Source organism: Arthrobacter sp. SPT-J7 (assembly GCF_059089965.1).
On record NZ_JBNHFF010000269.1, the window covers coordinates 1 to 4,016 of the forward strand.

A 4,016-nucleotide genomic window follows, 5' to 3' on the forward strand; every position below is an offset into this window, starting at 1 on the left:
GGTGAGCAAGGGAAGATAGATCAAAGCCCTCCTTGGAAGGACCTACAATGACGTACACAGTGAACTGCTCCATCCTCCTCACGGAGCTGCCCCTGCTCGAGCGCCCCGCCGCAGCCAAGGCAGCAGGCTTTGACGCTGTCGAGTTCTGGTGGCCCTTCGAAAGCTCCGTCCCCGCCGACGCCCAGGTCACCGAATTCGAGAACGCCATCAAGGATGCCGGCGTCCAGCTCACGGGCCTGAACTTCAACGCCGGCAACATGCCCGGCGGTGACCGCGGCCTCGTCTCCTGGAAGGGACGCTGCTCCGAGTTCAAGGACAACATTGACGTTGTCGCGGGCATCGGCGAGCGCCTTGGCTGCAAGGCCTTCAACGCCCTTTACGGCAACAGGCAGGACGAATTCACCCCCGAAGAGCAGGACGAACTGGCCGTCAAAAACCTCGCCGCAGCTGCAGTAGGCGTCGCCAGGATCGGCGGAACCGTCCTCCTCGAGCCCGTCAGCGGCGCACCCAGGTATCCGCTCCTCACCGCCGAGGACGCACTCAAGGTCATCGCCCGCGTGAAGTCGGAGGCCGGCGTCGGCAACATCAAGCTCCTCGCCGACTTCTACCACCTCGCAGTCAACGGCGACGACGTCGAATCCGTCATCGAAAACCACGCCAAAGACTTCGGCCACATCCAGATAGCCGACAACCCCGGCCGCGGCGCCCCCGGCACTGGCACCCTCCCGCTGGGCGAGTGGATCGCCCGTAGCCGCGAACTCGGCTACGAAGGCTACATCGGCCTCGAATACAAGGAACCGCAGGAAACCGCCTTCAGCTGGGCCATCCGCCAACCGGCCACCGCGTAATTCCAACAAGCTCCGCCACCGCACCACCACAGACTTCCAGAAAGAGAACCATCATGAGCAACGTTGCAGTCATCGGACTCGGAATCATGGGCCTGCCCATGGCCATCAACCTGGTCAAGGCCGGCCACACGGTCACCGGCTTCAACCGCAGCCAGGACAAGATCGACAAGCTCGTCTCCGAAGGCGGCAAGGGCGCCACCAGCATCGCTGACGCCGTCAAGGACGCCGACGTCGTCATCACCATGGTGCCGGACTCCCCCGATGTTGAGGGAGTGGTCAGCGGCGAAGAAGGCGTCTTCGCCAACGCGAAGCAGGGCACCTTGTGGATCGACGCTTCCAGCATTCGTCCCGACGTGGCCAAGCGACTCTCGGACGAAGCCCGCGAAGCCGGCATCCGCCCCCTCGACGCACCGGTCAGTGGTGGCGAACAGGGCGCCATCGACGCCGCACTTTCCATCATGGTCGGCGGCGAGAAGGAAGACTTCGACGCAGCCTCGGACGTCCTGAACGCCGTCGGCAAAACCATCGTCCATGTCGGCCCCTCCGGCTCCGGCCAGACCGTCAAGGCAGCCAACCAGCTCATCGTCGCCGTCAACATCGAAGTCCTCGGCGAGGCCATTGCCTTCCTCGAGGCCTACGGCGTGGACACCGATGCCGCCCTCAAGGTCCTCGGCGGCGGCCTGGCCGGCTCCAAGGTCCTGGACCAAAAGGGCCAGAAGATGCTCGACCGCAACTTCGACCCCGGTTTCCGCCTCGCCCTCCACCACAAGGACCTGGGCATCGTCACCTCCGCTGCCCGTGAAGCCAACGTCGCCGTCCCCCTCGGCGCCGTCGTCGCACAGCTCGTCGCCGCCACCGTCAACCAGGGCGACGGCGCACTGGACCACTCCGGACTCTTCAAGCAGGTCCTCCAGCTCAGCGGCCGCGAGTAATCCCGGCGCCACAGCCGCGCCGCACACAAGTTTTTGTCCAGATAAGCCGGCTCCCACGTTTTCCAAGTCTGCATATCTGGACAAAAACTCCTTTCAGCACACCCAAAAACAGACTTCCCCCACAGACTTAAGTAGGAGCACCCCATGAGCAAAATGCGTACCGTTGATGCGGCGGTGGCCATCCTGGAAAAGGAAGGCGCCATCGAGGCGTTCGGCCTGCCAGGCGCCGCGATCAATCCCTTCTATTCAGCAATGCGGGCCCACGGCGGCATCCGCCACACCCTGGCCCGCCACGTTGAAGGTGCCAGCCACATGGCCGATGGCTTCAGCCGCGCCAAGGACGGCAACATCGGCATCTGCATCGGCACCTCCGGCCCCGCCGGCACAGACATGATCACCGGCCTTTACGCCGCCTGGGCCGACTCAATCCCGATGCTCTGCATCACCGGCCAGGCTCCCGTTGCGAAGTTGCACAAGGAAGACTTCCAGGCCGTGGACATCGAGTCCATCGCCAAGCCCGTCACCAAGATGGCCATGACCATCCTGGAGCCCGGCCAGGTTCCCGGCGCCTTCCAGAAGGCCTTCCAGCTGATGCGATCCGGCCGCCCCGGCCCCGTCCTGCTGGACCTGCCCATCGACGTGCAGCTGGCCGAGATCGAATTCGACATCGATACCTACGAGCCCCTGCCCGTCGAAAAGCCCAAGGCCTCCCGCAAGCAACTGGAAAAGGCCCTGGACATGCTCACCGCTTCCCGGCACCCGCTGATCGTGGCCGGTGGCGGCATCATCAACGCCGGCGCCTCCGCGCAGCTGGTGGAGCTGGCAGAGGTCCTGAACGTACCGGTGATCCCCACCCTGATGGGCTGGGGCACCATCCCGGACGACCACCAGCTCATGGCCGGCATGGTGGGCCTGCAGACCTCACACCGCTACGGCAACGAAAACTACCTCCAGAGTGACTTCGTCATCGGCATCGGCAACCGCTGGGCCAACCGCCACACCGGCGGCCTGGAGACGTACACGGCCGGCCGAAAGTTCGTGCACATCGACATCGAGCCCACACAGATCGGCCGGGTGTTCTCGCCCGACCTGGGCATCGCGTCCGACGCCGGTGCGGCGCTGGGCGGGCTTGTTGAACTCGCCCGCGAGCGCAAGGCCGCAGGGTCCCTACCGGATTACAGCGCCTGGGTTGCCGAGTGCCAGGAGCGAAAGGCCTCGCTGCACCGCAAGACGCATTTTGCGAACATCCCCATCAAGCCGCAGCGCGTGTACGAGGAGATGAACAAGGCCTTCGGCCGCGACACCATCTACGTGTCCACCATCGGCCTGTCCCAGATCGCCGGCGCCCAGATGCTGCACGTGTTTGGCCCCCGCAAGTGGATCAATGCCGGCCAGGCAGGTCCGCTGGGCTGGACCGCTCCGGCGGCGCTCGGCGTCGTGCGCGGCAAGCCGGACGAGACCGTGGTCGCCCTCTCCGGCGACTACGACTTCCAGTTCATGATCGAGGAACTGGCCGTGGGCGCACAGTTCAACCTTCCGTACATTCACGTGGTGGTGAACAACTCCTACCTGGGCCTGATCCGCCAGTCCCAGCGTGGCTTCAAGATGGAGCAGAACGTGTCCCTGGCGTTCGACAACATCAACTCGCCCGAGACCAACGGCTACGGCGTGGACCACCTGAAGGTGGCCGAGGGCCTGGGCTGCAAGGCCGTCCGTGTGGAGGACCCCAACGACCTCGCCGCCGCGTTCGACAAGGCCAAGGCACTGATGGGCGAGTTCCAGGTGCCCGTGGTGGTGGAAGTGATCCTGGAAAAGATCACCAACATCTCCATGGGCGTGGAAATCAACGCCGTGAACGAGTTTGAGGAACTGGCCGAGACCGCTGCCGACGCCCCCACCGCCATCCTGGCGCTGCAGGCCTAGACCAGGAAAGACACACACTCCCATGCGCATCGTCATCGCCCCGGACAAGTTCAAGGGGTCCCTGTCCGCCCCGGAGGTCTGCACGCACTTGGAAAAGGGCCTGCAGCGCGGGGTTGGAGGGAACCTTGACGTGGTCCGGATTCCCGTAGCCGACGGCGGCGAGGGAACCCTCGACGCCGCCGTCGGCTCCGGCTTCACCCGCCGCAGCGCGGTGGTGGCCGGCCCAACAGGCGAACCGGTAACGGCCGAGTTCGCTGTCCGGGGCAACGAAGCGGTCATCGAAATGGCGGCGGCCTCGGGTTTGGCCCTGCAG

The 4,016-nt window shown here is 65.0% G+C and carries 4 protein-coding genes; all 4 read left to right on the plus strand.

The features are described 5' to 3' along the window. The first annotated feature begins 47 nt into the window (after positions 1-47). Positions 48-848, plus strand: a complete 801-nt coding sequence (locus tag AC5RWX_RS31075; protein ID WP_494100048.1) for a hydroxypyruvate isomerase family protein — start codon at positions 48-50, stop codon at positions 846-848. A 53-nt stretch (positions 849-901) separates the two neighbouring features. Next, the gene (locus AC5RWX_RS31080; protein WP_494100049.1) at positions 902-1,780 is read left to right on the plus strand and encodes a 2-hydroxy-3-oxopropionate reductase; all 879 of its coding nucleotides are present in this window, start codon (positions 902-904) and stop codon (positions 1,778-1,780) included. Between the two features lie 144 nt (positions 1,781-1,924). Next, the gene (gene gcl, locus AC5RWX_RS31085; protein WP_494100050.1) at positions 1,925-3,703 is read left to right on the plus strand and encodes a glyoxylate carboligase; all 1,779 of its coding nucleotides are present in this window, start codon (positions 1,925-1,927) and stop codon (positions 3,701-3,703) included. A 22-nt stretch (positions 3,704-3,725) separates the two neighbouring features. Next, a partial coding sequence (locus AC5RWX_RS31090; RefSeq protein ID WP_494100051.1) for a glycerate kinase occupies positions 3,726-4,016 on the plus strand: 291 nt, incomplete at its 3' end.

Excerpts from the sequence above, each read along its gene's own strand:
- AC5RWX_RS31075 (WP_494100048.1), top strand. The coding sequence starts at position 48 with ATGACGTACACAGTGAACTGCTCCATCCTCCTCACGGAGCTGCCCCTG.
- gcl (WP_494100050.1), top strand. The coding sequence starts at position 1,925 with ATGAGCAAAATGCGTACCGTTGATGCGGCGGTGGCCATCCTGGAAAAG.
- AC5RWX_RS31080 (WP_494100049.1), top strand. The coding sequence starts at position 902 with ATGAGCAACGTTGCAGTCATCGGACTCGGAATCATGGGCCTGCCCATG.